Here is a 22,606-nt window from a genome sequence, read left to right as displayed (position 1 = left end):
CGCGGGACGGCCGCCGCGGGACGCGGCCCAGGCAGGAGGACCGACGTGAAACTGCTCGTCACCGGCGGCGCCGGCTACATCGGCAGCGTGGTGACCCGGATGCTGCTCGACCACGGACACCGGGTGACCGTGCTGGACGACCTGCGCACCGGTCACCGGGAGGCCCTCGCCCCCGACGCCACCCACGTCGACCTGCCGGTGCACGAGGCCGCCCAGGTGCTCACCCCCGACGCCGGGTTCGACGGCGTGCTGCACTTCGCCGCCCTGATCGCCGCCGGCGAGTCGATGATCCGCCCCGAGCTGTACTGGCACAACAACACGGTCGGCTCGATCGCGCTCATCGACGCGGTCCGCGCCGCCCGGGTGCCCCGGATGGTCTTCTCCTCCACCGCCGCCGTCTACGGCAACCCCACCGAGCTGCCCATCCCGGAGACCGCCGTCAAGGCCCCCACCAGCACCTACGGCGCGACCAAGCTGGCCGTCGACATGGCGCTCACCTCCGAGGCGATCGCGCACGACCTGGCCGCCGTCTCACTGCGCTACTTCAACGTCGCCGGGGCGTACCTGCGCGACGGGCTGGCCATCGGCGAACGGCACGACCCGGAGACGCACCTCATCCCGATCGCGCTCGACGTGGCCGCCGGGCGGCGGGAGAAGCTCCAGCTCTTCGGCGACGACTACCCCACAGTCGACGGCACCTGCGTCCGCGACTACATCCACGTCGAGGACCTGGCCCGCGCCCACCTGCTCGCGCTGGACGCGGCCACCCCGGGCCGGCACCGGATCTACAACCTGGGCAACGGCAACGGCTTCACCAACCGGCAGGTGGTCGACGTGGTCCGCGAGGTCACCGGGCACCCGGTGCCGGTCGAGGTGGCTCCCCGCCGCGAGGGCGACCCGGCCGAGCTGGTCGCGTCCTCGTCGCTCGCCCGCGACGAGCTGGGCTGGACGCCGGCCAAGCCGACCCTGCACGACATGGTCGGCGACGCCTGGGAGTTCTACCGGGCACACGTCGCGGGGCAGCCCTCATGAACGTCGCCGACCGCGCCACGGCCGGCTTCCGGCAGCGGTACGGCGCCGAACCGGCGGGCCGCTGGGCGGCTCCCGGGCGGGTCAACCTGATCGGCGAGCACACCGACTACAACGACGGCTTCGTGCTGCCCTTCGCGCTGCCGCTGCGTACCGTCGTCGCCGCCGCGCCCGCCCCCGACGGCCGCTGGACCGTCTGGTCGGAGCTGGACGAGCGGCCGGTCGAGTTCGACGCGGCGGAGGCCGACGAGCCCGGCCGGGTCGACGGGTGGGCCGCCTACGTGGCCGGGGTGGTGTGGGCGCTGCGCGCCGACGGCCACGACGTGCCGGGCGCGCGGCTCGCCGTCGCCTCCGACGTGCCGGTCGGCTCCGGGCTCTCCTCTTCGGCCGCGATCGAGTCGGCGGTGCTGGCCGCCCTTGTCGACCTCGGCGACCTCGACCTGCCGGCCGAGCGGTGGCCCCGGCTCGCCCAGCGGGCCGAGAACGACTACGTCGGCGCGCCCACCGGGATCATGGACCAGTCCGCCGTGATCCGCGGCCGGGCCGGGCACGCGCTGTTCCTCGACTGCCGCACCGAGGAGATCGAGCAGATCCCGTTCGACCTGGACGACGCCGGGCTGGCCGTGCTGGTGATCGACAGCCGGGCGCCGCACCGGCACGCCGACGGCGAGTACGCCGCGCGGCGCCGCAGCTGCGAGCGGGCCGCCGAGACGCTCGGGGTGACCGCGCTGCGCGACGTCGACGTGGCCGGCCTCGACGCCGCCCTGGCCCGCCTCGACGACGACGAGACCCGCCGCCGGGTCCGGCACGTGGTGACCGAGAACCAGCGGGTGCTCGACACGGTCGCGCTGCTGCGCGCCGGCCGGGTCCGCGACACCGGCCCGCTGCTGACCGCCTCGCACGTCTCCATGCGCGACGACTTCGAGATCACCGTGCCGGAGGTCGACACAGCGGTCGAGGCGGCGCTGTCCGCCGGGGCGTACGGCGCGCGGATGACCGGCGGCGGCTTCGGCGGTTGCGTGCTCGCCCTGGTCGACGCCGGCGCCGCCGAAGCGGTGGCCGCCGCCGTCACCGAGGCGTACGCCGAGCGCGGCTTCACCGCCCCCGGCACGCTGACCGTCCTCCCGGCCGGCGGCGTCACCCGCCTCGGGTGAGGTGTAAGGAAGGGCCCCTTATTAACGCCTGCGGTAGAGGAAGGGCCCCTTGTTAACAGCGCACTGTTAACAAGGGGCCCTTCCTTACAACCCAGGGTCAGCCGGCCTCGACGATCATGCCGGCGCCGACCGTACGGTTCGTCGACTCGTCGATGATCACGAAGCCGCCGGTGGTGCGGTTACGCCGGTACTCGTCGGCCAGCAGCGGAACAGTGGTCCGCAGCCGGACCCGGCCGATCTCGTTGAGCTTCAGCTCACCGGCGGTCTCGTCGCGGTGCAGCGAGTTGATGTCCAGCCGGTAGTGCAGCCCGCGCACGATCGCCCGCGCCGAGCGGGTCGTGTGCTTGATCGCGTACTTGCCGCCGACCTGCAACGGCCGCGTCTCGTCCATCCAGCAGATCATCGCCTCGATGTCCTGCACGGCCATCGGGGCGTTGTTCGGCCGGCAGATCATGTCGCCGCGGGAGATGTCCAGCTCGTCGGTCAGCCGGACCGTCACCGACATCGGCGGGAACGCCTCGTCCACCGGGCCGTCGGCGGTCTCCACCGCCGCGATCCGGCTGGTGAAGCCCGACGGCAGCACCATCACCTCGTCGCCCGGCTTGAGCACGCCCGAGGCCACCTGACCGGCGTACCCCCGGTAGTCGGTGACGGTGGTGGACTGCGGCCGGATCACGTACTGCACCGGGAACCGCACGTCGACCAGGTTGCGGTCCGAGGCGATGTGCACCCGCTCCAGGTGGTGCAGCAGCGACGGGCCCTCGTACCACGGCATGTTCTCCGACCGGGTGACGATGTTGTCGCCCTGCAGCGCGGAGACCGGCACCACAGTCAGGTCCGGCACGTCGAGCTTCGCGGCGAACGCGGTGAACTCGTCCGCGATCCGCTCGTAGACCTCCTGCGACCAGTCCACCAGGTCCATCTTGTTGACGCACAGGACCAGGTGCGGCACCCGCAGCAGCGAGCAGAGGAACGCGTGCCGGCGGGACTGCTCCACCAGGCCCTTGCGCGCGTCCACCAGGATCAGCGCCAGGTCGGCGGTGGAGGCGCCGGTGACCATGTTCCGGGTGTACTGGATGTGCCCCGGGGTGTCGGCGATGATGAACTTCCGGCGCGGCGTGGCGAAGTAGCGGTACGCCACGTCGATCGTGATGCCCTGCTCCCGCTCGGCACGCAGGCCGTCGGTGAGCAGCGCCAGGTTCGTGTACTCGTCGCCCCGGGCCGCGCTGACCGCCTCGACGGCGGCGAGCTGGTCACTGAACAGCGACTTGGTGTCGTAGAGCAGACGGCCGATCAGCGTCGACTTGCCGTCGTCGACGCTGCCCGCGGTGGCGAACCGCAGCAGGTCCATCGGCCGCGCGGTCTCGCTCTCGGCCGGGGCCAGGGTCTCGACGCTCATCAGAAGTAGCCCTCTCGCTTGCGGTCCTCCATGGCGGCCTCGCTGACCCGGTCGTCACCGCGGGTCGCGCCGCGCTCGGTGATCCGCGTGGCGGCCACCTCCTCGATCACCTTCTCCACCGTGTCGGCGTCCGAGCGGACCGCCGCGGTGCAGGAGGCGTCACCCACGGTCCGGTACCGCACCTGGGCCTTGAACGGCTGCTCACCGGCGCGGGCCCGGAAGAACTCGTTCACCGCGTAGAGCATGCCGTCGCGCTCGATCACCTCGCGCTCGTGCGAGTAGTAGATCGACGGCAGCGGGATCCGCTCCCGCGCGATGTAGTGCCAGACGTCCAGCTCGGTCCAGTTCGACAGGGGGAACACCCGGATCGACTCGCCCGGGTGGTGCCGGCCGTTGTAGAGCGCCCACAGCTCCGGACGCTGGTTCTTCGGGTCCCACTGGCCGAACTCGTCGCGGAAGCTGAACACCCGCTCCTTGGCCCGCGCCTTCTCCTCGTCGCGCCGGGCGCCGCCGAACAGCGCGTCGAAGCGGTGCTTCTCCACCGCTTCCAGCAGCACCGGCGTCTGGATCCGGTTGCGCATGCCGTCGGCGGACTCGCGGACCAGGCCCTTGTTCAGCGCCTCCGGCACGCTCGCCACGATGAGCTGCAGGCCCAGCTCGGCCACCCGCTGGTCGCGGTAGTCGAGCACCTCGGGGAAGTTGTGCCCGGTGTCCACGTGCATCACCGGGAAGGGAATGTTGGCGGGCGCGAACGCCTTCTGGGCCAACCGGAGCATCACGATCGAGTCCTTGCCGCCGGAGAACAGCAGCACCGGCCGTTCCATCTCGGCGACGACCTCGCGCATCACGAAGATGCTCTCCGCCTCGAGCGCGTCGAGATGCGACACCTGGTACGCGGCGGGGGACGTCATGACACGAACTCGATTCGCTCGGATCCGTACATCGGATTCCAGACCTTTCAGGTCGGAGTCGTGAGGAAGAACGCTCAGGTTACCCGGAATGCCGCTGCAACGCTGCAAGCAACCGACTCGCGAGATCCTTGCGGCAGACCAGCAGATCCGGTAGGCGCGGGTCGGCCCCGTTGTATTTCAGCGCAGAACCGTCGATCCGGGAAGCATGCAGACCGGTGGCCGTCGCCACAGCGACCGGAGCGGCCGAATCCCACTCGTACTGACCGCCCGCGTGGATGTACGCGTCGACCTCGCCGGTGACAACGGCGGCGATCTTCGCGCCCGCCGAGCCCATCGGAACCAGATGAGCGCCGACGTCCTCTGCCAGGTCGGTCAGGAAAACCGGCGGACGGCTACGGCTGGCCGCCAACCGGATGACCCGCGCGCCGCCCCCGGTGGCCGCCTCCACTGTCATCGGCGGATACGCCGGCGGGTGGTCCGTGCCCAGCACCCGGTGCTGCGCCGGCAGCGCCACCGCGCCCGCCACCAGGCCGTGCGACGCCGACGCGTTACGCGACCAGAGCGCCACGTGCACCGCCCAGTCCGCGCGCCCCTCCTCCGCGTACTCCCGGGTGCCGTCCAGCGGGTCGACGATCCAGACGCGGTCCGCGTTCAGGCGCGACAGCGCCGCGTCGGTCAGCTCGGCCGTCCGGGCCAGCCGCGAGCCCTCGTCCTCCTCCGACAGCACCGCGTCCGCCGGCCGCCACTTCGCCAGTTCGGTCCGGATCAGGTCGTGCGACACCTTGTCACCGGCCGACCGGAGCGCGCCCGCGTCGGCGAAGCCCATCTCCGCGCGCAGTTCCGTCAGCGCCTGACCGGCCCGGGACGCCAGCCACCGGGCGAACCCGCCGTCGATCATCGGAGGACTGCCCATGATGCTCCCGTCGCCGACCTTCGCTCCCGTCAACCGAGGCGCAGACTACCGGCCGCCGGTCAGCCCCCGTGGTAGAGGTTCTGCGTCGGCTCCACGCCCTTGAGAACCACCGACTCGACCACGTCCGCCGCGCGGTCCACCAGGAACTCCAGCTCCTTGCGCTCCGGCGGGGAGAAATCCGAGAGTACGTAGTCAGCCGGGTCCTGCCGGCCCGGCGGCCGGCCGATGCCGAACCGCACCCGCACGTAGTCCTTGGTGCCGAGCGACTTCGACATCGAGCGCAGGCCGTTGTGCCCGCCCTCGCCGCCGCCGCACTTCACCCGCACCTGCCCGTACGGGATGTCCAGCTCGTCGTGCACAGCGATCACGTGCGCCGGCGGGATCTTGTGGAACTGCGCCAGCCCGGCCACCGGGCCGCCGGAGAGGTTCATGTACGTCAACGGCTTGAGCAGCACCAGCTTCGGGCCGCCGAACCCCAGCCGCCCCTCGGCGGCCTCGGCCATCGCGCGCTTGTGCCGCCCGAACTTCGCGCCCACCCGGGCCGCCAGCAGGTCGGCCACCATGAACCCGACGTTGTGCCGGTTGTTCGCGTACTCCCGGCCGGGGTTGCCCAGGCCGACCACCAGCCACGGTCCCGCCTCGTCCGTCACCCGACGCCCCTTCCCGCTCGCTTCCGACCAGCCGTCCCGATACGCCGACAGGCGCCCCCGGGAACGGGGACGCCTGTCGCACAGCCTTGCGGACCGGTCAGGCCTCGGTCTTCGCCTCGGCCGGGGCCTCCTCGCCCTCGGCGGCCGGAGCACCCTCGGCACCCTCGGCGGTCTCCTCGCCGGCCTCGGCCTCGGCCTCCTCGGTGGCCTCCTCGACCTCGGGGAGGGTGGCCTCGAGCTGCTCGGCGGTCGGAGCGGCGGTCACCGAGGCGACAGCGGTGCTGTCGTCGGTGGCCAGCTCGACGCCGGACGGCAGCTCGACGTCGGCGGCGGTGATCGTGGTGCCCGGCTCGGCGCCCTCGATCGACGCCTCCAGGTGGTCCGGCACCTTGGTCGCGTCGGCGGTCACCGACAGCGTGTCGTGGTCGTGCACGATCAGGGTGTCCTTCGCGGCCTCACCGGTCAGCTGGACCGGGACCTCGACGGTGACCTTCTCGCCCCGGCGGACCAGCAGCAGGTCCACGTGCTCGAAGGTGTCCTTGATCGGGTCACGCTGGATCGCCTTCGGCAGCGCCAGCACCTGCGTGCCGTCGCTGACCTCGATCGCGAAGAGCTGGTTCGCGCCGCCCTTGCGGATCGCGGCGGCGAACTCGCGCGCCGGAAGCGCGATGTGCTTGGGCTTCTCGCCGTGGCCGTACAGCACGGCGGGCACCTTGCCGGCCCGGCGGGTACGACGGGCACCACCCTTGCCGAACTCGGTACGGGGCTCGGCGCTGATCTTTACCTCGGACACGGGGAAACTCCTGATGCTTCGCTGCGGCGGCTTGTCGTCTGGCGGTGCTGGGGCGAGGGGCTCGCTGGGGCTAGGGTCATGAACGACCGCCCGGAGCACCGCGTCGATGACGGCGCCTCCGTGCGGTGCTTGTCAGCAGCCCGCCGGGCACCCTCGCCGTGGCAACCGCACCAGTCTACCCGAGGGAATTCCCGGCTCTCCGGCAGTCCCCCATATCACCGCCCCGCCGGTTCCGCAGGGCATCGGCCCGGCCGCCGGAGCACCGGCGACCGGACCGGAACGGTCAGCTCAGGCCACCGAACAGGGTGGTCACCGAACCGTCGTCGAAGACCTCCCGGATCGCCCGCGCCAGCAGCGGGGCGATCGACAGCACGGTCAGCTTGTCCAGCTGCTTCTCCGACGGCAGCGGCAGCGTGTTCGTCACCACGACCTCGCTGATCGGGCTGTTCTTCAGCCGCTCCGTGGCCGGGTCGGACAGCAGCGCGTGGGTCGAGGCGACCACGATCTCCGCCGCGCCCTGCTCCTTGAGGATGTCCGCCGCCTTGGTGATCGTGCCACCGGTGTCGATCATGTCGTCCACGATCAGGCACACCCGGCCCTCGACCTCACCGACCACCCGGTTCGCCACCACCTGGTTCGGCTTGAGCGGGTCGCGGGTCTTGTGGATGAACGCCAGTGGGCAGCCGCCCAGCCGGTCGGTCCAGCGCTCCGCCACGCGGACCCGGCCCGAGTCCGGCGCGACCACCGTCATCGGCCGGCCCGCGTACTTGTGCTCCACGTACTCGGCCAGCACGTCCATCGCGAACAGGTGGTCCACCGGGCCGTCGAAGAAGCCCTGGATCTGCGCGGTGTGCAGGTCGACGGTCAGGATCCGGTTCGCGCCGGCGGTCTTCAGCAGATCCGCGATCAGCCGCGCCGAGATCGGCTCCCGGCCACGGTGCTTCTTGTCCTGCCGCGCGTACGGGTAGAACGGCAGCACCACGGTGATCCGCTTGGCCGAGCCGCGCTTCAGCGCGTCGACCATGATCAGGGTCTCCATGACCCAGGTGTTCACGCCGTGCGTCACGGACTGCACCACGAAGGCGTCCGAACCACGGACCGAATCCTTGTACCGTACGAAGATCTCGCCGTTGGCGAAGTCGTACGCGTCGGCCGGCGTCGGCGCGACGCCGAGCACCTCACCGATCTCCTTGGCCAGCTCCGGAAAACCCCTCCCGGAGAAGAGCATCAGGCTCTTGCGGTTTTCGGCGACGATGCTGCCCATGGGCCCGTCTGCTCCCGTATGTCGGTGGTGCCCGGCGGCGGTGGGGCCGGGGACTGTTCGGTTGCAGTATGCCCCCGGTTCAGCGATCCACCCACAGCCCGCCGATCCCCGTGGGTTCAGTCACCTTCGCTTGCGGCGCCGCCCGTGTCCGGCACACTCTCACCGGCCCGCCGCGCCGCCTCGGCGGCGTCCGTGCCGGCCCGCTTGCGCAGCACCCAGCCCTCCACGTTGCGCTGCTGGCCACGCGCCACCGCCATCGCGCCCGGCGGCACGTCCCCGGTGATCACCGAACCGGCAGCGGTGTACGCGCCGTCGCCGACCCGCACCGGCGCCACGAACATGTTGTCCGCTCCGGTACGGGCGTGGCTGCCGATGGTGGTGTGGTGCTTGCGCACCCCGTCGTAGTTGACGAAGACGGTCGCCGCGCCGATGTTGCTGTGGTCGCCGATCGTCGCGTCACCCACGTACGACAGGTGCGGCACCTTCGAGCCGTCACCGATCGACGCCTTCTTGGTCTCCACGAACGTGCCGACCTTCGCCTTGCGGCCCAGCCGTGACTCCGGCCGCAGGTACGCGTACGGGCCGACGCTCGCCTGCGGGCCCACCTCGGCGCCGAGCGCGTGGCTGCGCACGATGCTCGCCCCCGCGCCCACCACCGTGTCCACGAGCGTGGTGTCCGGGCCGACGAGCGCGCCCTGGCCGACCGCTGTGGCACCCTGGAGCTGCGTGTTCTGGTCGATCACCGCGTCCCGCTCGACGGTCACCGTCACGTCGATCCAGGTGGTGTGCGGGTCGAGGATGCTGACCCCGGTACGCATCCAGCCCTCGTTGATCCTGTCCCGCAGCAGCCGGCGCAGCGCAGCCAGCTCGACCCGGTCGTTGCAGCCGAGCGTCTCCACGTGGTCGGCGGCGCAGTGCACGGCCACCGGCTCACCGGCGTCACGCAGCAGCGCGAAGACGTCGGTCAGGTACTCCTCGCCCTGGTCGTTGTCGGTGGAGAGCTTGCCCAGCGCCTCCCGCAGCCGGGCCGCGTCGAACGCGTAGATGCCCGCGTTGATCTCCCGCAGGGCGCGCTGCTGGGGGGTGGCGTCGCGCTCCTCGACGATCTGCTCCAGCCGCCCCTGCACGTCCCGCACGATCCGGCCCAGGCCGGTCGGGTCCGGCACCTCGGCGGCCAGCACCGTCGCCGCGGCGGCGGCCTCCTCGTGCGCCTCGACGAGCGCCTGGACCGTCTCCGGCCGCAGCAGCGGCACGTCCCCGTTGATCACCACGACCGTGCCGGTCGCGTCCGGCACCGCGTCCAGCGCGATGCGTACCGCGTGCCCGGTGCCGAGCTGCTGCTCCTGGAGCACCGGGGTGGCGGCCGGGGCGACCTCGGTCAGGTGCTCCCGTACCCGGTCGGCGCCGTGGCCGACCACGACCACGGTGCGGTCCGCGCCGAGCGGGCCGGCCGCGGCCAGGACGTGACCGAGCAGGGTACGGCCGAGCAGCGGGTGCAGCACCTTGGGCAGGGACGACTTCATCCGCTTGCCCTCACCGGCGGCGAGCACGACAACGGTGCGGAGGTGGGGCTGGGACACGACGTGCTCCCGTCGGGACGGCGACAGTCTCGCGGTCATGCTAACCACGCGACGGAGGGCAAACAGCAGAAGCTCCCGGGAGAGGATTCGAACCCCTATAATCAGGACCAAAACCTGACGTCCTGCCATTAGACGACCCGGGATGGTCGAAAACGGGCAAACAGCAATCCACCCGCCGGCTGCCTACACCTTACCGGTCACGAGGTGGATCTTCATCGCTCATTCCTTTCATGATCCCTTCGATCCTCCAGCAGAGCCGGACCCCGCCGACGACCTGCACGGTCAGGCAGCCGTGGTAGTCGACGCCCCTGTTCTTGCGCGTGGTCAGCGGTCGATGCCTCTTGATCGTGGTGGGCTGAAAGCTCTCCGCCGGCACGCCCACCCGAGCCGCCCACCAGCGCACCGCGGCCGCGTCGTCCGCCGTCTCGTGGATGCTCACCCGGAACCTCCGGTTCCTCTGCCGGCACCTCGACGACGTCCAGGAAGCGCAGAAAGAGCATCACCAGCAGTGGATCACTGTTGACGAACTTGATCCGGCAGTCGTTCGGACGCCACGGCTTCGCCTTGCCGCCTTCGCACCAGTAGATCGCCGCACCGATCAGCATCAGCTCGCGCCGATCGATCTGCCGCACCCACTCCGCCGACGCCGCCACCACCTCAGCCCGGACTGCGTCTCGCGCCGCCCGATGTGCGCTCCACTGAGCGTCAGCCCGCGCCCGCTGGGCGATCCGCCGGCGCCGGCGCACCAGTTCCGGGTCCAGTGGCAGATGCCGAATCCACAGATATGCCGTGGACTTCGAGACGTCGAGCGCCCTGGCGATCTCCCCCACCGGGCAGCCGGCTCGCCGCAGAGCAAGCGCCTGCGCGTGCAGTTCCGGCTTCCAGCCCCGATAAGGGCGTGAACGGGGATTGGACTCCTCAGCGACCACGGCCGCAGATTAGAACGGGCGTACGACAGCGGCCGGTCTGACCGCGAGCGCCGCACCTGGCAGGATGGACGGGTGACCGACGTTTCCGGCAACGACCGCGCCCGCCGGCGGCCCGTGCCGGCGACCAAGCCCTCCCGGGTGCGCATGTCCGCGACGCAGCGGCGCGAGCAGTTGATCGTGATCGCCCGGCAGATCTTCGCCGAGCGTGGCTTCGACGCGACCTCGATCGAGGAGGTGGCGGCGCGCGCGAAGGTCTCCAAGCCGGTGGTCTACGAGCACTTCGGCGGCAAGGAGGGGCTCTACGCGGTGGTGGTGGACCGGGAGGTCCGCTCGCTGCTGGACCGGATCACCACGGCGCTGACCGCGGGTCATCCGAGGGAGTTGCTGGAGCAGGCCGCGTTGACGTTGCTGACCTACATCGAGGAGGAGACCAGCGGCTTCCGGGTGCTGGTCCGCGAATCACCGCTGATGTCCGCGACGGGCAACTTCAGCAGCGTGATGAACGACGTGGCGCACCAGGTGGAGCACATCCTGGCGGGCGAGTTCTCCATCCGGGGCTACGACCCGAAGCTGGCGGAGCTCTACTCGCAGGCGCTGGTGGGCATGGTGGCGCTGACCGGCCGCTGGTGGCTGGAGGTGCGCAAGCCGCGCAAGGAGACGGTGGCGGCACACCTGGTGAACCTGGCCTGGAACGGGTTGTCGCACCTGGATTCGCAGCCGGGCCCGATCCGGAGTTGAGCTACGCCCCTGCGGCGGCCGTCCTGGCGGCCTCGATCGCCGAGGTGAAGTCGGGGCCGGCCCCGATCTGGGCGAGCAGCACGTTCGCCGCGTTGTAGCAGTCGAACCTTTCGATTTTTCCGTCACGGAGATACCAGAGGTCGGCCGTCGGCACGTCGATCCGGTTGCCGGTCGGCGGGATCTCACCGACCGGGGTGGGAAACGCGCCGAGGTGTGTGCCCTGAATGCGCAGTGCTACGGCGACCACGTCGCCGAGCGCGTGCACGTCGAGCAGCTCGCGGTGGACGTCGGGAAAGACCCCGGCGAAGCCCGTCAGCGCCCGCGGGATCTGGTCCCCGCGGAAGGTCATCGAGTTGGGCACGTCGTTGAAGGTGCCGTCCTCGGTGAACAGGGCGCGAAAACCGGGCCCGTCGAGGACGTCCCCCTCCGCCAGCCGGTACGCCTCGCGAACGATCTCTTCGTTGCTCTTCATTCTGCCCGTCCTTGATCGTCGTGCCGCCGAGGGGAGCAGTTCCCGTCGATGCGTGCTCCACCACGCTAGCAAGTTTTTGACCGTATGGTCAATAACGTAGGCTTGCCCACGTGCCTCGCCCCCGCAAGTTCCTCGAGAGCGATGTCGTGAGCAGCGCCAGCGAGGTGTTCGCCGTGCACGGCCTCGCCGCCGCGACCCTCGACGACCTGGTGCGGGCGACCGGCCTGGGCAAGCAGAGCCTGTACAACGCGTTCGGCGGCAAGCGGGAACTGTTCCTCCGGGCGCTCTCCGAGGACCGGGAGGAGGCGACGCGCGCCGTCTCGGAAGCGCTCGGGCACGAGGGCGCCTCGCCGCTGGAACGAATCCGGGGTCACATGCTCCGCATGGCGATCGAGTTCAGCAGCGGTGATCGACGCGTCTCGCTCACCACACGCGCGCTTGTCGAGTCGACCGGCGAGGACGACGCGCTCTCGACGGTCACCAAGGCCGGCATCGAACAGCTCGCCGGGGTCTACGCGCAGTGCCTGGAACACGCGCGGGAGAACGGGGATCTCCCGGAGGACGCGAACGTGCAGTCGCTGGCGGTCTACTTCGTCGCCGTCACCCGGGGGATGGAGCTGCTCGGCCGCGCCGGTGTCGGCCGTGGCGTTCTCACAGCTGTCGCACTCGACGCGCTTCGCGCGCTCCACGGCCGGCGGTAGTCATCGAGGCCCCTCGGCGACCGGGTGGTAGCGGCGCTGCCGTTCCTCCTCGGCGTGCTCCGACGTGCCGACCTTGTCGTAGAGGCCGGTGGCGAGCAGGACCAGCCCGAACAGCAGCGACACGATGACGGTCGACATGGAGAAGTTCAGGAAGTTCGCCGGGGTCTGCAGCACCGACATCATCAGGACGCCGGTGACCAGGAAGACCACGCCGGCGGTGAGGTTCATGTAGTGGCCGAGGTTGCCGCGGCGGGAGGCGCCGACCAGCAGGACCGCGCCGAAGACCACCGAGACCAGCGAGAATGCCAGGTTGGTACGCAGGCCGAGCGCCCAGTCGCTGTCCCGGCCGAACAGTCCCTCGCCCCAGGTCTGGAAGACGCCGAAGACGCCGAAGACCAGGATGTAGAGGCCGATGAGCCCGGACAGCACCCGGTAGAGCGGCCGCGCGGGGTGGTTCACCGGGAAGTGCGCCATGATGCCCTCCAGCCCTGTGACTGATTCGGGGCAATTGTCGCCCGGGTCGTCCGCTCACGTCCGGAAAACCCCGAAGGCCCGGCGCGCTGCGCCGGGCCTTCGGTACGACGGGGTCAGAGCACCAGGCGGGCCTTCTGCCAGGCCTCGTGCTCGTCGTCGGAGCCGACCTTGCCGTACATGCCGACCATCAGGAGCACCAGCGACAGGGTCAGGACCACGACGTCGGTCATGATCGAGAAGTTGAAGATGTTGGCGTCGGTCTGCAGGAACGCCAGCGCGGCCAGGCCGATCACCATCAGCGTGTAGGCCAGCCACTGGTTGATCGCCACGTCGAGGTTGCGGCCGATCGCGGTGCCGGCCAGGATCACGACGCCGACCAGCACCGACAGCAGCGAGAACGCCATGTTGGTGCCCTGGCCGAGGACCTTGGTGTCGTCCTGGGCGAGGAAGTCGTTGCCGGCGCTGGCGATGATGCCGAGGCCGCCGAAGACGACGAAGTACAGACCAACGATCCCGCCGATCGCCCGGTAGATCGGCCGCGCGGGGTGGTTGACGGGGGTGTGGGCCATCTCTGCGTCTCCAAAAGACCGTTCGGACGAGGGTTCCACCGGTGATTGTCCCGTACGCCGGTCAGTGACGCCGCACACCCCCCACCCCGGCGGCAGGTCAGCCGCCCGGCAGCTCCTCGGCCAGGGCCAGCCAGGTCTCCTCGGTGCGGTCCCGCTCCGCCCGCACCTCCTTGAGCTGGGCGTCCAGCTCGGCGACCCGGGCGTAGTCGGTGGCGTTCGCGGCGAGCTGCTCGTGCAGGCCCGCCTCCTTCTGTTCGAGCTTGGCGATCTGCCGTTCCAGCCGGTTCAGTTCCTTCTTCGCGACGCGTACCTCGGCCGCTGACATGCCCTCGCGCGCCGGCGCCGCCGTGGCCGGGGTGAGGTCGGCGGGCGCCGGGCCGCCGGCCACGGCGGCGCGCGCCAGGTACTCGTCGACGCCGCCGGGCAGGTGCACCAGCCGGCCGTCACCGAACATGCCGTACGCGACGTCGGTGACCCGCTCGATCAGGTAGCGGTCGTGGCTGGCCACCACGATCGTGCCGGGCCACGAGTCGAGCAGGTCCTCCAGCGCGGCGAGCGTGTCGGTGTCCAGGTCGTTCGTGGGCTCGTCGAGCAGCAGCACGTTGGGTTCCCCGGCGAGCAGCCGCAGCATCTGCAGGCGGCGGCGCTCACCGCCGGACAGGTCACTGACCGGGGTCCAGAGCCGCTTGTCGTCGAAGCCGAAGATCTCGGCGAGCTGGGCGGCGCTGATCTCCCGGTCGCCGAACTGCACGCGCCGGGCCACCTCCTCGACGGCTTCCAGCACGCGCAGGTGGCCGGGGAGTTCGGCGAGTTCCTGGGACAGGAACGCCGGCCGGACGGTCTGCCCGGCGGCGAAGCGCCCACCGTCGGGGCCGGTCACCCCGGCGAGCATCCGCAGCAGTGTGGTCTTGCCGGCGCCGTTGCGGCCGAGGATCGCCACCCGGTCGCCGGGACCGACCTGCCAGGTGGTGTCGTGCAGGATCTCCTTCGGGCCGGCGTGCAGCCGGACGTGTTCGAGGTCGTACACCTGCTTGCCGAGCCGGGCGGTGGCGAGCCGTTGCAGCGACATGGTGTCGCGGGGTTCCGGCACGTCGGCGATGAGCGCGTTCGCCGCGTCGATGCGGAACTTCGGCTTGGAGGTGCGTGCCGGAGCGCCCCGGCGCAGCCAGGCGATCTCCTTGCGGAGCAGGTTCTGCCGGCGGGCCTCGGTGGCGGCGGCGACGCGTTGCCGCTCCACGCGGGCCAGCGTCCACGCGGCGAAGCCGCCCTCGTACGCCCGGACGGTCTGGTCGGCGACCTCCCAGGTGGTGGTGCAGACGGCGTCGAGGAACCAGCGGTCGTGGGTGACCACGACGAGCGCGCCCTTGCGGGTGACCAGGTGCCGGGCCAGCCAGTCGACGCCACCCACGTCGAGGTGGTTGGTGGGCTCGTCGAGGACGAGCAGGTCGGCGTCGCGGACCAGCAGCGCGGCGAGCGCCACGCGGCGGCGTTCCCCGCCGGACATCGGGCCGACCGGCGTGTCCAGGCCGAGGTGGGGCATGCCGAGGCCGTCGAGGATGGCGCGGACGCCCGCGTCGCCGGCCCACTCGTGCTCGGCGCCCATGCTCTCGCCGAGCCAGGCGGTGCCGAGCACCACGTCCCGCACGGTGAGTTCGGGGGCCAGGTCCAGGCGCTGCGGCAGCCAGGCGACGCGCAGGTCACGGCGGTGGGTGACGCGGCCGTCGTCGGGTTCCTCGGTGCGGGTGAGCAGCCGCAGCAGCGTCGACTTGCCGGCGCCGTTGAGGCCGACCACACCGACCCGGTCGGCGTCGTCGAGGCCGAGCGAGACGTCGGTGAGCAGCGGCCCCGCGGCGCCGTACCCCTTGGACACCCGGTCCAGGTTGACGATGTTGGCCACTGACCCACCCCTCACGACTCAGGCGTCCCGGGGGCCCGGGACGCCTGGGTCAAGGGTACGGGGCGTCAGACCACGCGGGCGCCGGCGACCGGGCCGTGCGCGACGCGGGCCTCCCGGCACACCCCGGCGGCGGTGATCTCGGCGGCGATCCGGACCGCGTCGGACTCGCCGGTGGCGAGGAAGACGCAGGTGGGGCCGGAGCCGGAGACGATGCCGGCCAGCGCGCCCGCCGCCTCGCCGGCCTTGAGTGTCTCGGCCAGCGCCGGGCGCATGGTCAGCGCGGCGTCCTGGAGGTCGTTGCCGAGCGTGGCGGCGAGCACCCTCGGGTCGCGCTGGCGCAGCGCGGCGAGCAGCGCGTCGGTGCTGCCCAGCGGCGTGCCGGCGGCGCCGGTGTCGCGCAGCCGGTCCAGTTCCCGGTAGGCGGCCGGGGTGGACAGGCCGCCGTCGGCGATCGCCACCACCCAGTGCCAGGAGGTGGGGCGGGCCAGCACCGGGCTGACCGCCTCGCCCCGGCCGGTGCCGAGCGCGGTGCCGCCGTGGATCAGGAACGGGACGTCGGAGCCGAGGTCGGCGGCGATGCCGGCGAGTTCGTCACGGGACAGCCCGGTGCCCCAGAGCGTGTCGCAGGCGACCAGCGCGGCGGCGGCGTCGGCGCTGCCACCGGCCAGCCCGCCCGCGAGCGGGATCTGCTTGCGCAGGTGCAGCCGGGCGTGCGGGGCGACGCCCGCGTAGCCGGCCAGCGCGTGCGCGGCGCGCAGCGCCAGGTTGGTGTCGTCCAGGGCCAGCTCGCCGGCGCCCTCGCCCTCCATGGTGAGGGTGAGCGTGTCGCCGCGGCGGGCGGTCAGCTCGTCGTAGATGGAGATCGCGTGGTAGACGGTGTTCAGCTCGTGGTAGCCGTCACGCCGCAGCGGTCCGACCCCGAGATGCAGGTTGACCTTGGCGGGCACCCGCACCTTGACCGGGCCGCTGGACCCGCGCCGCTGCCCGTCCTCGTCCTCCGGTCGCCATGCCTCGGTCACCGGGCGGACCCCACCGGACGTGGGCGGATGTCGAGCGGCTTCGGCACTGTCAGCTCCTCGGCGAGGGGTCGGGCAACGGCGCCAGCCTACTGCTCGCCGCCGGGGGCGTCCGGGGCCGACGCGGCGACGGCGGCGAACTGCTCGACGGTAAGCGATTCGCCCCGCGCACCGGGGTCCACGCCGGCGGCGGTGAGCGCGGCGGCGGCTCGGTCGGCGCCGCCCGCCCAGCCGGCCAGGGCGGCCCGCAGCGTCTTGCGGCGCTGCGCGAACGCGGCATCGACGACGGCGAAGACCGCCCGCCGGGGTACGTCCGGCCGGGGCGGTTCACGCCTGGTGAACGCCACCAGGCCGGAGTCGACGTTGGGCACCGGCCAGAACACGTTCGGCGGGACCTTGCCGGCCGCCCGGGAGCGGGCGTACCAGGCGAGTTTGACCGACGGGATGCCGTACACCTTGGAGCCGGGACCGGCGACGAGCCGGTCGGCTACCTCCTTCTGCACCATCACCAGGCCGTGGCGCAGCGTGGGCAGCTCGGCGAGCAGGTGCAGCACGACCGGCACGGCGACGTTGTAGGGCAGGTTCGCCACCAGCGCTGTCGGCGCCGGGCCGGCCAGGTCGGCGGCGGTGACCCGCAGCGCGTCGGCCGGGTGGACGGTGAGGCGCTCGGCGGCCGTACCGGCGAAGCGCGCGGCGGTCTCCGGCAGCGCGGCGGCCAGCGCCGGGTCGAGTTCGACCGCGTGCACGTGCGCGGCGACCGGGAGCAGGGCGAGCGTGAGCGAGCCGAGCCCGGGGCCGACCTCCAGCGCCACGTCGTCGGGGGTCAGCCCGGCGGTGGTGACGATCCGGCGCACCGTGTTCGGGTCGTGCACGAAGTTCTGGCCGAGCTTCTTGGTCGGCGTGACGCCGAGGCGCGCGGCGAGTTCCCGGATCTCCGCCGGGCCGAGGAGACCGGTCACGCCCCGTAGCGTAAGCGCCCCCGCCCGCGGGGAAGGAAGGGCCCCTTCTTAACGCCTCGCGATATGGAGGGGCCCCTTCTTAACGCCACGGGCCGAACGCGCGCTCACCGTTCGTGGAGAGGGCGGCGCAGAGGGCCTCCACGTCGGTGCCGGTGGTCTCGGCGAGGAAGCGGACGGTCAGCGGGATCAGGTACGACGCGTTGGGCCGCCCCCGGTACGGCATCGGGGTGAGGTAGGGCGCGTCGGTCTCCACGAGCATCTGCGCCGGCGGGGTGACGGCTGCGGCCTCGCGCAGCGCGGCGGCGCTGCCGAACGTGACGGTGCCGGCGAAGCTGAGCAGGAAGCCGCGCCGGACGCACTCGCGGGCGAAGTCGGCGTCGCCGGAGAAGCAGTGCATGACCACCGCCTCCGGGGCGCCCTCGTCGTCGACGATGCGCAGCACGTCGGCGTGCGCGTCCCGGTCGTGGATGACGAGCGCCTTGCCGTGCCGCTTGGCGATGGCGATGTGCGCCCGGAAGCTCTCCTCCTGCGCGGCTCGCCCCTCCTCGCCGGTACGGAAGAAGTCCATCCCGGTCTCGCCGACGCCCCGGACCCGGTCCCGGCCGGCGAGCGTCTCGATCTGGCGCAGCGCCTCGTCCAGGTCGGCCAACCGGGGCGCCTCGTTCGGGTGCAGCGCCACGGTGGCGAGCACCGCCGCGTACCGGTCGGCGACGTCGGCGCTCCACCGGGACGAGTCGACGTCCACCCCAACCTGGACGAGCCGGTCCACGCCGGCCCGGGTGGCGGCCTCGATCGCGGCGGCCAGCGGGTCGTCGCCGGAGCCGCCGGGCGGCGTGCCGAACTCGCCGACGGTGATGTCGAGGTGGGTGTGGCTGTCCGGCACGGGTACGGGCAGCGGCTCGGGGACGGGCGGGAACTCCCCCGCCCGGCGGGCGGCGCGCTGCTTGCGGGTCTCGGTCTGCTCGCTCATCGCGGCCAGCATCACACACCGGCCCGGGGCGGCGTTCCCGGACCGCCACCGGCCGTTCACGTCGCCCACATGTGGCGGGCTTAGCGTCCTGGAGTGACCGTCACCGACCAGGCCGGCGGGCCCGCCTCCGACCGGGCCGGGTTGCGCGTGACGTACGCCGGGCGCGCGCACCCGGCCGAGGAGATCGCCCGGGGCGCGGCGTACGAGTTGTTCAGCGCCGACGAGGCGCCCGGGTTCGAGTGGTGTCCCCGGCCCGGCAACGGCTATCCGTGGCGCCGGTTCGTGCACGCGACAGAGGTCGACGCGGTGCACGGGGGCCCCGGGACGGCCGACGAGACGGACGCGCCGCTGCTGATGCCGGTGCACCGGGACCGGGGGTGGGAGTACGTACACCAGCTCAGCCAGCAGCCGGGCGCGGCGGCCGACCCGACGCTCGCGGCGGTGCGCGCCTCGGCGGTGATCCGGCCCGGTACCCGGATGGTGAAGGTGCTCTCCGCCCGGCAGCTCGCCGGATACGTGCGGGGCTGGCTGCCGCACGGCTTCTGCTACCGGGAGCACGACGTGGCGCACCTGCGGACGCCGGCCGGGATGGCGGTGCTGCGCGGCGACTCCGAGGGCGGCGACGTGGCGTACGCGCTGCGCTGGCGGGCCGCCGACCCGGCCGACTACGACGTGCCGGTGGGTGAGGCGCACCGGGGGCTCATGGCGTTGCCGCCCCGGGACCGGCTCGGGCCGCCGGTGCTCGGCACCGGGTTCGTGCCGAGTAACGGGCAGCTCGTGCCGGAGTTCGTCACCCGGGAGTTCGCCGACCTGCCGATGCCGGCGAACGCCACGCTGCTCGCCTACCCGGCCGAGGGGGTGGAGGTGGTGCTCTACACCTACCAGGCGGAGCAGCGGGGCTGGCTGCGCCTGGCCGGCCCGCAGTGGCGGCACCTGCTCGCGGCGGTGCCCGGTCTGGCCGCCGACCAGGAGTACGTGCCGACCGGCGAGGCGCCGCGCTCGACCCGGCTCGTCGGCACGTACGCGGGTTCGGAGTACGAGGCGGTCGCGGACCAGCCGGGCGGGTTCCGGGTGCTGGCGATGACCCGTGCGGCCCGGTACCCGGTGGACGCGGCGGCCCGCCGGGTGCGCACGGCGGCCTGGCGCGGAGCGCAGTGCCTGGTGCTGCGGGAGGAGGGCGGCTGGCTGCGGTTGCGGCTGCGCCGCCCGGATCCGGACGCGGTGGCCGCGACCGGCGCGCAGTGTCTGGAACGCGGCGTGTACGAGGTCTGGGCGCCCGGCGGCGAGCTGACCGACGACCGGGTGGTGGACCTGCCCTATCCGGCCCGGCACGCATAGACGGGTGCGGGTCGGGAAGGCGTGGGCATCCGAGAAACCCGCGCGAGGGGGAATCCCGACATGCCTTTCGTCACCGTCGGTACGGAGAACTCCGCACCCGTCGACCTGTACTACGAGGATCACGGTTCCGGCCAGCCGATCGTGCTGATCCACGGTTTCCCGTTCAACGGGGCGACCTGGGAGAAGGTGAGCGGCAACCTGCTGAACGCCGGATACCGGGTGATCACGTACGACAGGCGTGGATTCGGCAACTCCGCCCAGCCGGCCATGGGCTACGACTACGACACGTTCGCGGCCGACCTGGACGTGCTGATGACGGAGCTGGACCTGCGCAACGCGATCCTGGTCGGACACTCCATGGGCACCGGTGAGGTGACCCGCTACCTGGGGGCGTACGGGTCGGACCGGGTGGACCGGGCGGTGCTGATCTCGCCGTTGGCGCCGTACCTGCCGAAGACCGCCGACGATCCGCAGGGCGTGGAGCAGAGCGTGTTCGACGGCTTCCAGCAGGCCATCCTGGCGGACCGGTTCGCCTACCTGACCGCGTTCTGCGACGCGTTCTTCGATTCCGGCGGGAAGCGGGACCGGGCGGTCAGCAACGAGGCGTACCACGCCCACTGGCAGATCGGCACGCAGGCGTCGGCGAAGGGCACCCACGACTCGGTGGACGCCTGGCTCACCGACTTCCGCCCCGACCTGCCGAACATCGACGTGCCGGTGCTGATCATCCAGGGCACCAAGGACGCGGTGCTGCCGTTCGCCGCGACCGGCCAGCGGCTGGTGGACATGCTGCCCGACGCCCGGCTGGTCACGCTGCCGGACGCGCCGCACGGCCTCCCGTGGACGCACGCCGGCGAGGTCAACGAGGCGGTGCTGGAGTTCATCGGCAAGCCGCGCATGGCCCACGCCTGACCGGCGAGACGGCAGCGGCCCGGGGAACACCCGGGCCGCTGCCGCGCGTGTGCTCAGCCGGCCAGGCGGGCCAGCTCCTCCTCGACGATCGACGGGTCGAGCTTGCGGAACACCGGCTTCGGCGCCGCGAGCGGCCGGCCCACCTCCAGGGGTACGGACTCCCAGCGCGCCCCGACCGTGTAGTCGCCGGTCAGCACCGGGTACGACGGCCCGCCGTCGAGGTCGTCGACCTCCTCGATCACCGGCATCGGGGCGTGCGTGCCGGTGCCGCCGAGCAGCTCGTGGATCTTCTGCGCGGAGTGCGGCAGGAACGGGGTGAGCAGCGTGTTGGCGTCGCTGACCACCTGGAGCGCGACGTGCAGGATGGTGCCCATCCGGGGCTTGTCGTCCTCGCCCTTGAGCTTCCAGGGCGCCTGCTCGGAGAGGTACTTGTTGGCCTCGGCGACGACCTTCATGGCCTCGCCGATTGCCTGCTTCTGCCGGTGCCGCGCGATCAGGTCGCCGACGGTGGCGAAGCCCGCCTTCGCGGTGTCCAGCAGCGCCTGGTCGGCCTCGGTGAGCCCGGCCGGGTCGACCGGCGGGATCGCGCCGAAGTTCTTCGCCGCCATCGACACCGACCGGTTGACCAGGTTGCCCCAGCCGGCGACCAGCTCGTCGTTGTTGCGGCGCAGGAACTCGGCCCAGGTGAAGTCGGTGTCGTTGCTCTCCGGCCCGGCCACCGCGATGAAGTAGCGCAGGGCATCGGCGTCGTAGCGCTCCAGGAAGTCCCGTACGTAGATGACCACCTTGCGGGAGGAGGAGAACTTCCGGCCCTCCATGGTCAGGTATTCGCTGGAGACGACCTCGGTGGGCAGGTTGAGCCGGCCCAGCTCGCCCGGCTCGCCGTCGCGGGCGCCCTCGCCGGAGTAGCCGCCGAGCAGCGCCGGCCAGATCACCGAGTGGAAGACGATGTTGTCCTTGCCCATGAAGTAGTAGGAAAGGGCGTCCTTCCCCTCCGCGTCGGCGGACCACCACTTGCGCCACGCCTCCGGGTCACCGGTGCGGCGGGCCCACTCGATGGAGGCGGACAGGTAGCCGATGACCGCGTCGAACCACACGTAGATCCGCTTGTCCGGGCGGTCGCGCCAGTCGTCGAGCGGGATCGGCACACCCCACTCCAGGTCGCGGGTGATGGCTCGCGGCTGGAGGTCGTCGAGCAGGTTGCGGGAGAACCGCAGCACGTTCGGGCGCCAGCCGTCGCGGGTGTCCAGCCACTGCCGCAGCGCGTCGGCCAGCGCGGGCAGGTCGAGGAAGAAGTGCTCGGTCTCGACGAACTCCGGCGTCTCCCCGTTGATCTTCGACTTGGGGTCGATCAGGTCGATCGGGTCGAGCTGGTTGCCGCAGTTGTCGCACTGGTCGCCGCGCGCGCTGTCGTAGCCGCAGATCGGGCAGGTGCCCTCGATGTAGCGGTCGGGCAGCGTCCGGCCGGTGGAGGGGGAGATCGCCCCGGTGGTGACCTTCGGGACGATGTAGCCGTTGCGGTGCAGGCCGGTGAACAGCTCCTGCACCACCGCGTAGTGGTTGCGCGTGGTGGTGCGGGTGAACAGGTCGTACGACAGGCCCAGCGCCCGCAGGTCCTCGGCGATCACCCGGTTGTAGCGGTCGGCCAGCTCGCGCGGGGTGACCCCCTCCGCGTCGGCCTGCACCTGGATCGGGGTGCCGTGTTCGTCGGTGCCGGAGACCATGAGCACGTCGTGACCGGCCATCCGCATGTACCGGGCGAAGACGTCGGAGGGAACGCCGAATCCGGATACGTGGCCGATGTGGCGCGGGCCGTTGGCGTAGGGCCAGGCGACCGCGGCGAGAACGTGACTCATGAGCAGCAAGCCTAGTGATTGACGTGGGTGCGCCGCGAACCAATGGGGTGCGCGCTCCGACCGTACGTCCGATTTGTCGCCG

General features: G+C 71.9%; 21 protein-coding genes, 1 tRNA gene and 1 pseudogene. 6 read left to right on the top strand and 17 right to left on the bottom strand.

The genetic code is table 11. The features are described 5' to 3' along the window. The first annotated feature begins 45 nt into the window (after positions 1-45). Together galE and galK are read left to right on the top strand one after the other, a co-directional pair. Entirely contained in the window at positions 46-1,032 is a 987-nt protein-coding gene (gene galE, locus AB0D28_RS02575) for a UDP-glucose 4-epimerase GalE (RefSeq protein ID WP_357381425.1), read from the top strand. Further along, a complete protein-coding gene (gene galK / locus AB0D28_RS02570) occupies positions 1,029-2,183 on the top strand; it encodes a galactokinase (protein ID WP_357381423.1) in 1,155 nt (384 codons plus the stop codon). Before galE ends, galK begins: the two co-directional genes overlap by 4 nt. Positions 2,184-2,280: 97 nt before the next feature. Here the strand turns inward: galK and AB0D28_RS02565 are convergent, their stop codons facing one another. From AB0D28_RS02565 to AB0D28_RS02525, 9 genes and pseudogenes are all read right to left on the bottom strand, one after another. Beyond that, complete coding sequence (locus AB0D28_RS02565) at positions 2,281-3,582, bottom strand: GTP-binding protein (RefSeq protein WP_013283961.1); 1,302 nt, start codon at positions 3,580-3,582, stop codon at positions 2,281-2,283. Continuing rightward, positions 3,582-4,493: a sulfate adenylyltransferase subunit CysD gene (gene cysD, locus AB0D28_RS02560; RefSeq protein WP_357381420.1), complete on the bottom strand. Its 912-nt coding sequence runs from the start codon at positions 4,491-4,493 to the stop codon at positions 3,582-3,584. Before cysD ends, AB0D28_RS02565 begins: the two co-directional genes overlap by 1 nt. Before the next feature lie 79 nt (positions 4,494-4,572). Further along, positions 4,573-5,406, bottom strand: coding sequence for an inositol monophosphatase family protein (locus tag AB0D28_RS02555; RefSeq protein ID WP_357381418.1), 834 nt, complete (start codon positions 5,404-5,406; stop codon positions 4,573-4,575). Between the two features lie 59 nt (positions 5,407-5,465). Continuing rightward, the gene (gene pth, locus AB0D28_RS02550; RefSeq protein WP_357381416.1) at positions 5,466-6,056 is read right to left on the bottom strand and encodes an aminoacyl-tRNA hydrolase; all 591 of its coding nucleotides are present in this window, start codon (positions 6,054-6,056) and stop codon (positions 5,466-5,468) included. Positions 6,057-6,153: 97 nt separating this feature from the next. Continuing rightward, the gene (locus AB0D28_RS02545; protein WP_357381414.1) at positions 6,154-6,849 is read right to left on the bottom strand and encodes a 50S ribosomal protein L25/general stress protein Ctc; all 696 of its coding nucleotides are present in this window, start codon (positions 6,847-6,849) and stop codon (positions 6,154-6,156) included. 283 nt (positions 6,850-7,132) lie between these two features. Next, entirely contained in the window at positions 7,133-8,113 is a 981-nt protein-coding gene (locus AB0D28_RS02540; protein WP_030501163.1) for a ribose-phosphate diphosphokinase, read from the bottom strand. A gap of 56 nt (positions 8,114-8,169) precedes the next feature. After that, positions 8,170-9,732 (bottom strand): annotated as a pseudogene (glmU, locus tag AB0D28_RS02535) (bifunctional UDP-N-acetylglucosamine diphosphorylase/glucosamine-1-phosphate N-acetyltransferase GlmU); the annotation flags it as partial. Positions 9,733-9,765: 33 nt separating this feature from the next. Further along, a tRNA-Gln gene (locus AB0D28_RS02530) sits at positions 9,766-9,836 on the bottom strand. Positions 9,837-9,905: 69 nt separating this feature from the next. Beyond that, positions 9,906-10,622, bottom strand: a complete 717-nt coding sequence (locus AB0D28_RS02525; RefSeq protein WP_357381411.1) for a helix-turn-helix domain-containing protein — start codon at positions 10,620-10,622, stop codon at positions 9,906-9,908. Between the two features lie 72 nt (positions 10,623-10,694). On the opposite strand from AB0D28_RS02525, the gene AB0D28_RS02520 reads away from it, so the two are divergent. Beyond that, a complete protein-coding gene (locus AB0D28_RS02520) occupies positions 10,695-11,360 on the top strand; it encodes a TetR/AcrR family transcriptional regulator (RefSeq protein ID WP_357381409.1) in 666 nt (221 codons plus the stop codon). Position 11,361: 1 nt separating this feature from the next. On the opposite strand, the gene AB0D28_RS02515 is transcribed toward AB0D28_RS02520, so the two are convergent. Next, the gene (locus AB0D28_RS02515) at positions 11,362-11,832 is read right to left on the bottom strand and encodes a nuclear transport factor 2 family protein (protein WP_357381407.1); all 471 of its coding nucleotides are present in this window, start codon (positions 11,830-11,832) and stop codon (positions 11,362-11,364) included. A 146-nt stretch (positions 11,833-11,978) separates the two neighbouring features. On the opposite strand from AB0D28_RS02515, the gene AB0D28_RS02510 reads away from it, so the two are divergent. After that, on the top strand, positions 11,979-12,533 hold the full coding sequence (locus AB0D28_RS02510) for a TetR/AcrR family transcriptional regulator (RefSeq protein ID WP_357381405.1): 555 nt from the start codon (positions 11,979-11,981) through the stop codon (positions 12,531-12,533). Here AB0D28_RS02510 and AB0D28_RS02505 read toward each other — a convergent pair whose 3' ends face one another. The 6 genes from AB0D28_RS02505 to AB0D28_RS02480 all read right to left on the bottom strand — a co-directional run bounded on the left by AB0D28_RS02505 (position 12,534) and on the right by AB0D28_RS02480 (position 18,430). Next, positions 12,534-13,007 (bottom strand): DUF4383 domain-containing protein, encoded by a 474-nt coding sequence (locus tag AB0D28_RS02505; RefSeq protein WP_357381403.1) that lies wholly within the window; start codon positions 13,005-13,007, stop codon positions 12,534-12,536. Between the two features lie 113 nt (positions 13,008-13,120). After that, the gene (locus tag AB0D28_RS02500) at positions 13,121-13,576 is read right to left on the bottom strand and encodes a DUF4383 domain-containing protein (RefSeq protein ID WP_135243248.1); all 456 of its coding nucleotides are present in this window, start codon (positions 13,574-13,576) and stop codon (positions 13,121-13,123) included. A 97-nt stretch (positions 13,577-13,673) separates the two neighbouring features. Continuing rightward, entirely contained in the window at positions 13,674-15,473 is a 1,800-nt protein-coding gene (locus AB0D28_RS02495; RefSeq protein WP_357381401.1) for an ABC-F family ATP-binding cassette domain-containing protein, read from the bottom strand. 65 nt (positions 15,474-15,538) lie between these two features. After that, positions 15,539-16,492: a 4-(cytidine 5'-diphospho)-2-C-methyl-D-erythritol kinase gene (locus tag AB0D28_RS02490; RefSeq protein WP_357381399.1), complete on the bottom strand. Its 954-nt coding sequence runs from the start codon at positions 16,490-16,492 to the stop codon at positions 15,539-15,541. A gap of 86 nt (positions 16,493-16,578) precedes the next feature. Further along, positions 16,579-17,448 carry a 16S rRNA (adenine(1518)-N(6)/adenine(1519)-N(6))-dimethyltransferase RsmA gene (rsmA, locus tag AB0D28_RS02485; protein ID WP_357381397.1) on the bottom strand — a complete coding sequence of 290 codons (870 nt, stop codon included), beginning with the start codon at positions 17,446-17,448 and terminating at the stop codon, positions 16,579-16,581. Between the two features lie 79 nt (positions 17,449-17,527). After that, entirely contained in the window at positions 17,528-18,430 is a 903-nt protein-coding gene (locus tag AB0D28_RS02480) for a TatD family hydrolase (RefSeq protein ID WP_357381395.1), read from the bottom strand. Positions 18,431-18,511: 81 nt separating this feature from the next. On the opposite strand from AB0D28_RS02480, the gene AB0D28_RS02475 reads away from it, so the two are divergent. Both AB0D28_RS02475 and AB0D28_RS02470 read left to right on the top strand, forming a co-directional pair. After that, positions 18,512-19,756, top strand: coding sequence for a hypothetical protein (locus AB0D28_RS02475; protein WP_357381393.1), 1,245 nt, complete (start codon positions 18,512-18,514; stop codon positions 19,754-19,756). A gap of 60 nt (positions 19,757-19,816) precedes the next feature. After that, the gene (locus AB0D28_RS02470) at positions 19,817-20,668 is read left to right on the top strand and encodes an alpha/beta hydrolase (protein WP_357381391.1); all 852 of its coding nucleotides are present in this window, start codon (positions 19,817-19,819) and stop codon (positions 20,666-20,668) included. Between the two features lie 53 nt (positions 20,669-20,721). Here AB0D28_RS02470 and metG read toward each other — a convergent pair whose 3' ends face one another. After that, positions 20,722-22,524, bottom strand: coding sequence for a methionine--tRNA ligase (metG, locus tag AB0D28_RS02465; protein ID WP_357381389.1), 1,803 nt, complete (start codon positions 22,522-22,524; stop codon positions 20,722-20,724). Between the last annotated feature and the right edge of the window lie 82 nt (positions 22,525-22,606).

It is taken from the genome of Micromonospora sp. NPDC048169 (assembly GCF_040652815.1).
In the GTDB taxonomy this organism is placed as follows: domain Bacteria; phylum Actinomycetota; class Actinomycetes; order Mycobacteriales; family Micromonosporaceae; genus Micromonospora.
This window is presented reverse-complemented; position numbering and strand designations above follow the sequence as displayed.

Bases quoted from the DNA above. Each gene is read 5' to 3' on its own strand.
- galK (WP_357381423.1), top strand. From the start codon at position 1,029: ATGAACGTCGCCGACCGCGCCACGGCCGGCTTCCGGCAGCGGTACGGC.
- AB0D28_RS02565 (WP_013283961.1), bottom strand. From the start codon at position 3,582: ATGAGCGTCGAGACCCTGGCCCCGGCCGAGAGCGAGACCGCGCGGCCG.
- cysD (WP_357381420.1), bottom strand. From the start codon at position 4,493: ATGACGTCCCCCGCCGCGTACCAGGTGTCGCATCTCGACGCGCTCGAG.
- AB0D28_RS02555 (WP_357381418.1), bottom strand. From the start codon at position 5,406: ATGGGCAGTCCTCCGATGATCGACGGCGGGTTCGCCCGGTGGCTGGCG.
- AB0D28_RS02540 (WP_030501163.1), bottom strand. From the start codon at position 8,113: ATGGGCAGCATCGTCGCCGAAAACCGCAAGAGCCTGATGCTCTTCTCC.
- AB0D28_RS02515 (WP_357381407.1), bottom strand. From the start codon at position 11,832: ATGAAGAGCAACGAAGAGATCGTTCGCGAGGCGTACCGGCTGGCGGAG.
- AB0D28_RS02505 (WP_357381403.1), bottom strand. From the start codon at position 13,007: ATGGCGCACTTCCCGGTGAACCACCCCGCGCGGCCGCTCTACCGGGTG.
- AB0D28_RS02500 (WP_135243248.1), bottom strand. From the start codon at position 13,576: ATGGCCCACACCCCCGTCAACCACCCCGCGCGGCCGATCTACCGGGCG.
- AB0D28_RS02480 (WP_357381395.1), bottom strand. From the start codon at position 18,430: ATGCTGGCCGCGATGAGCGAGCAGACCGAGACCCGCAAGCAGCGCGCC.
- AB0D28_RS02470 (WP_357381391.1), top strand. From the start codon at position 19,817: ATGCCTTTCGTCACCGTCGGTACGGAGAACTCCGCACCCGTCGACCTG.
- metG (WP_357381389.1), bottom strand. From the start codon at position 22,524: ATGAGTCACGTTCTCGCCGCGGTCGCCTGGCCCTACGCCAACGGCCCG.